We start from the raw sequence: 4,904 nt of genomic DNA on the forward strand, positions 1-4,904 counted from the left end.
TTAATCTATACTCATATTACTTATAAAAGAATTGCTGGTTTATGTTAATATCTTCTGTTTAATTTTCAAAGACCATTTCTTCGTCGCCCTCAAGCGACTTTCTTAGTTTAACATCACTTTGAAACTTTGTCAACAACTTTTTTCAAAACTTTTAATTTATTTTGTTAAGTTATTTCCGCATCTCTTAGCGACGAGATTTATCTTACCATGTTAATTAATATAAGTCATAACTTATTTGTTTAAATAGTTAAATTATTTTTATTAATCTTTATTTTTTATCTTTTTACTCTATTATTCTCATATTGATACACCTGGTAAAGTTTTATTTGCTTTTTTCCTTAATATTCCTTGAAATATTCTTATTTACGATGTATTATTTAAAATATTCTTTTTATTTTATGCAAAAAATACTTTTTATTTTAAAAATAATAGTATATTTTAAATATTCAAATCATTAAATTTGAATAATACTTTATTTATTTTATAAATATATTAAATTTTATTACCATTTAAAAATTGCTTAATTTGAATTTACTAATTGTAAATACTATAATTTCTATATAGTTCTTTAAAAGGAGGCCTTCTTATGCCTAAAATTATAAAAAATGTAAAAGAAGATTTATTGAAAGAAGGAAAAAGGCAACTACTTTCTAATGGATATTTAGATTTAAATATAAGAAATATAACTAAAGAGTGTAACATAGGTACTGGAACCTTCTATAACTATTTTAAAAACAAGGAACAACTTGTTGTTGATATTTTATCTAATGATTGGAATACAGTTTTATCTGTTTCTAGCGAAATAATAAGACAAGATATTTCTTTCAAAGAAAAAATGATTATTATTTCAGATAATATGAATGATTTTCTTAAAAATCATAGACTTATTTTTTCAGAGATGGCTAATCATAGTTCTAAACATCATTATGTTATAGAACCTATTTATAAAATATTAGAAGATTTAATCAATCTTCATATAGAAAAAGGGGAAATTCATCCTGCTATATCCTCTGAGAAATTTGCATATTTTCTTCTTAATAATCTTATACTAATTTCTATGTCTAAATTAACAATAGATGACTTATTTTTATTGTTAAATATATAGTAAAAAGCTATAAACTAAAATAGTTTATAGCTTTTTATGTTTATAATAAATTTTTCATTTGACTTGCTAAAGGATCTGCTAATGTTCCCATAATTACTTGAACATGTTTATTATCTAATTTCATAATTCCACTAGCCCCTGCTTTTTTTAAAGTAACCTCATCTATTTTAGATGCATCTTTTAAAGTTAGCCTTAATCTTGTTATGCAGTTATCTAAAACTTCTATATTTTCTTTTCCTCCAAGAGCCTCTAAAACAACCTCTGCTTTTTCAGCTAAAGTTCCTCCCTTAGCTGGATTATTTTCTTCCTTTGATGCCTTTTTTATATAACTTCTATCTTCTTCATTGTTATCATCAAAATCATCTTCTCTACCTGGAGTTTTAAGATTAAATTTCTTAATAAAGAAAATAAATAAAAAATAATAAATAATAAAAGCTACAATTCCCATTAATAATAAAATTAACTGATTTTGTCCTTTACCATAGTATAAAATATAATCAATAAGCCCACCTGAGAAACTAAAGGCTAGATGTATGTTTAAAGCATATGCTACTGCTAAAGATATTCCAGTTAGTATTGCATGTATAACATAAAGTATTGGAGACAAAAACATAAAAGCAAATTCTATAGGTTCTGTTATACCAGTTATTATAGCTGTTAAAGCCAATGATAAAAACATACCTCCAACTACTGCTTTATTTTTCTTTTTAGCACATACATACATTGCTAAACATGCGGCAGGAAGCCCAAACATCATAATTGGATAGAATCCTGCTGTATAAACTCCTGCTGTAGGGTCTCCAGCTAAAAATCTTGTAATATCTCCTGTTGCAATTTGACCTGATACTGCATCTTTAAAACTTCCTAATTGAAACCATATAACAGAATTCATTACATGATGAAGCCCTATTGGAATTAATAATCTATTTAATATTCCATATACTGCAGCTCCAATAGCACCTGCTTTTACCATTATATTAGCAAAGCCATCTAATCCTGATTGAAATAAAGGCCATGTATATCCAAAAAATACTCCTAAAATAAGACATACAAAAGAAGTTATTATTGGAACAAATCTTTTTCCTCCAAAAAATCCTAAAAACTGAGGTACTTTAATATCTTTAAATTTATTATATAAAAGTCCTCCTGTAACTCCAGCTACAACACCTCCAAAAGCTCCCATATTGATACTTGGGTCAAAAGAAGTTGCAACATTTTTCATAACTAAGAACCCTAAAAGTCCTGCTAATCCTCCAACTCCATTATTTTCATGAGAAAGCCCAAAGCCTATGCCTACTGCAAAAAGCATTGCCATATTGTTGCCAAAAGCCGCTCCACCAGCAGCAGTAAGCCAAGATACGTTAAGTAAATCCTTATCACCAAGTCTTAGTAAAAGTCCTAAAGCAGGCATTACAGCTATTGGTACCATTAAGGATTTACCTATACTTTGAAGAAATCCTAAAACTTTTGAACCACTTTTAATCATTTGTTTATTCCTCCTTATTTTTTCATTAGTTTATGCTTTTTTACCTTAAAAATTAGTTTTAAAGCATCAAAAGTAATATTAATAATTAAAAAATAAGCAAGCTTCTAATAAATTTTAAAATATTCTTTCTTAATTATTTTGTGCTTTATTTATCTTCTATTTATTTATGATATAAAAAAAGCTGAAAAGAATTTTTTTATATTCTTTTCAGCTAATGCCCAAAATTATGGTTACACGCTTAAATATTTTTTAAATATTAATAAATTTACTGTTGACTTTTAAATATTACTATATCTTAATTATAGTGTCAAATAAAATTAGTAAAGATTAAATTTTAAACATTAATAATTTTTTTATAATTAAATGTAAATTCAATTAAAATAAAATTAACCACTAATTGTATAAATATGGTATTGACTTATAAAATCAAAAAATATATAATGTAAGCATAACATGTTACTGTTAAATCAGGCATAAGTTTAGGAGAACTTATGCCTTTTTTTTATATTTTATTATACTATATTGGAAAGGATGTGAATTTCTTATCTTATTTCATAAGCTAAGAAAATAAATATGTTTGGATTATTTAAAAAAGAATTAAAATTAGTTGCTCCTGCAACTGGAAAAACTATTGATTTATCAGAAGTACCAGACCAAGTTTTTGCTGAAAAGATGGCTGGAGATGGTGTTGCAATTGAATTAGCTGGAGATACTATAATGGCTCCTGCTGATGGTGAGTTATCCTTAGTATTTAAAACTAATCATGCTTTCGCTATGACTTTAAGTAATGGAGTTGAACTTTTAGTTCATGTAGGTATAGATACAGTTTCTTTAAACGGAGAAGGTTTTGAAAGATTAGTGGAACCTGGTCAACAAGTTAAAGCTGGTACACCAATATTAAAAATAGATAGAGATTTCATACTAGGTAAAGGATTAAAATTACATACACCTGTATTAATAACAAATCCTGATGTGGTTAAAGATATGAAACCTGTTGTAGGTGAATCAGTTACTGCTGGTGTAGATACTGTTTTAACTTATAAAGTTAAATAAAAAAACAAGCTGACAATTTTGTCAGCTTGTTTTTTTATTCTTTTCTTCTAAGTCTTTCTACATGCATAGCTAAATATCCAATTTCATCCTCTGGAACATCTTTAGAAAACTCTTCTTTTATAGCTATTCCAATTTCTTTAGCTACTTCAAAAGATTCTTTATATTTTAATTTTATAACTGAAAGCAACTCATTTTTTATTGGCGTATTATTTAAAAGTCTCTCTATAGCAAATCTTAAATGACTTATAAACCTAGCATAAGATAATGATGTTCTATCTACTTCTATATTAAAATCATCTTCAATACATTCAACTGCAGTATTAGCTATATAAGTAAATTTCATAGAGTTAGATAATTTACCTGTACTTCTTGCAGAATGTATGTGCATAGCAATAAATCCAATTTCATCATCAACTATATTAACTCCAGTAAACTCTTGAAGTTTCTTAACCATTTTACTTGCAGCTTCAAATTCCTTAGGATATAAAATTTCAATTTCAACTAAAAAAGGATTTCTTAATATATCTCCTTTTTTCATTCTTTCAATAGCAAAAGAAATATGATCTATTAAACCTATATGTATAATTTCATTTAATTCCTCATCAAAATCTTTAGACATCTCTAAGATTAATTCTTCACAAAATGCTATAAATTCTTCTTTATTACTTCCTATAACTCTTCTAAAATTAGCAATATTATGTTCATCTTGTATTGTAAATATCTTTTCTATTTTTGTATTTTTAGGAATTATAGCTCCTCTTTTATAGTTAAAACCTATTCCCTTAGCAAATAGTATAATTTCTTTATCACTATCATCAACTAAAACTATATTATTATTAAAAGCCTTCTTAACCTCATACTCTTTTTCAGTATTTCTCACCATAATATTCTCCCCTATACTACTAACTTTGCTAATAAAATAAATTATTTTTAATTTAAATATTATATAAGATATATTTAAATTACATATATAATTATATATTAAAAAAATTATTTTTACTAATATAGAAATTGACTAGAATTAAAATAAATTCTAGTCAATCAACATTATAAAATACATTTTAAAATAAAAAAAACCTCTCTAAGTTTAGAGAGGTTTTGGTGATCTGCCAGGGAATCGAACCCTGGACACCGTGATTAAAAGTCACGTGCTCTACCGACTGAGCTAGCAAATCATAAGACCTGGCAACCACCTACTCTCCCACACAGTCTCCCGTGCAGTACCATCGGCCTCTATAGGCTTAACCTTCGTGTTCGGAA

Annotated in this window: 4 protein-coding genes, 1 tRNA gene and 1 rRNA gene; 2 read left to right on the forward strand and 4 right to left on the reverse strand. The window is 26.4% G+C overall.

Annotation, left to right across the window (positions count from 1 at the left end; translation table 11 throughout):
- Positions 1-586: 586 nt before the first annotated feature.
- Positions 587-1,105 carry a TetR/AcrR family transcriptional regulator gene (locus AC4FQV_RS11745; protein ID WP_491140398.1) on the forward strand — a complete coding sequence of 173 codons (519 nt, stop codon included), beginning with the start codon at positions 587-589 and terminating at the stop codon, positions 1,103-1,105.
- A 40-nt stretch (positions 1,106-1,145) separates the two neighbouring features.
- Here the strand turns inward: AC4FQV_RS11745 and nagE are convergent, their stop codons facing one another.
- A complete protein-coding gene (nagE, locus tag AC4FQV_RS11750; protein WP_491165592.1) occupies positions 1,146-2,591 on the reverse strand; it encodes an N-acetylglucosamine-specific PTS transporter subunit IIBC in 1,446 nt (481 codons plus the stop codon).
- 573 nt (positions 2,592-3,164) lie between these two features.
- Here nagE and AC4FQV_RS11755 point away from each other — a divergent pair.
- The gene (locus tag AC4FQV_RS11755) at positions 3,165-3,644 is read left to right on the forward strand and encodes a PTS sugar transporter subunit IIA (RefSeq protein WP_491140396.1); all 480 of its coding nucleotides are present in this window, start codon (positions 3,165-3,167) and stop codon (positions 3,642-3,644) included.
- Between the two features lie 34 nt (positions 3,645-3,678).
- On the opposite strand, the gene AC4FQV_RS11760 is transcribed toward AC4FQV_RS11755, so the two are convergent.
- From AC4FQV_RS11760 to rrf, 3 genes are all read right to left on the reverse strand, one after another.
- Positions 3,679-4,527 (reverse strand): PRD domain-containing protein, encoded by an 849-nt coding sequence (locus AC4FQV_RS11760; protein ID WP_491140395.1) that lies wholly within the window; start codon positions 4,525-4,527, stop codon positions 3,679-3,681.
- A 216-nt stretch (positions 4,528-4,743) separates the two neighbouring features.
- Positions 4,744-4,819 (reverse strand) — tRNA-Lys (locus AC4FQV_RS11765).
- A gap of 5 nt (positions 4,820-4,824) precedes the next feature.
- A 5S ribosomal RNA gene (gene rrf / locus AC4FQV_RS11770) occupies positions 4,825-4,904 on the reverse strand; the annotation flags it as partial.

The organism is Clostridium sp. TJA038 (assembly GCF_058310255.1).

What these genes read in the sequence shown, in the direction of transcription:
- AC4FQV_RS11745 (WP_491140398.1), top strand. Translation starts at nt 587, where the DNA reads ATGCCTAAAATTATAAAAAATGTAAAAGAAGATTTATTGAAAGAAGGA.
- AC4FQV_RS11760 (WP_491140395.1), bottom strand. Translation starts at nt 4,527, where the DNA reads ATGGTGAGAAATACTGAAAAAGAGTATGAGGTTAAGAAGGCTTTTAAT.
- AC4FQV_RS11755 (WP_491140396.1), top strand. Translation starts at nt 3,165, where the DNA reads ATGTTTGGATTATTTAAAAAAGAATTAAAATTAGTTGCTCCTGCAACT.
- nagE (WP_491165592.1), bottom strand. Translation starts at nt 2,591, where the DNA reads ATGATTAAAAGTGGTTCAAAAGTTTTAGGATTTCTTCAAAGTATAGGT.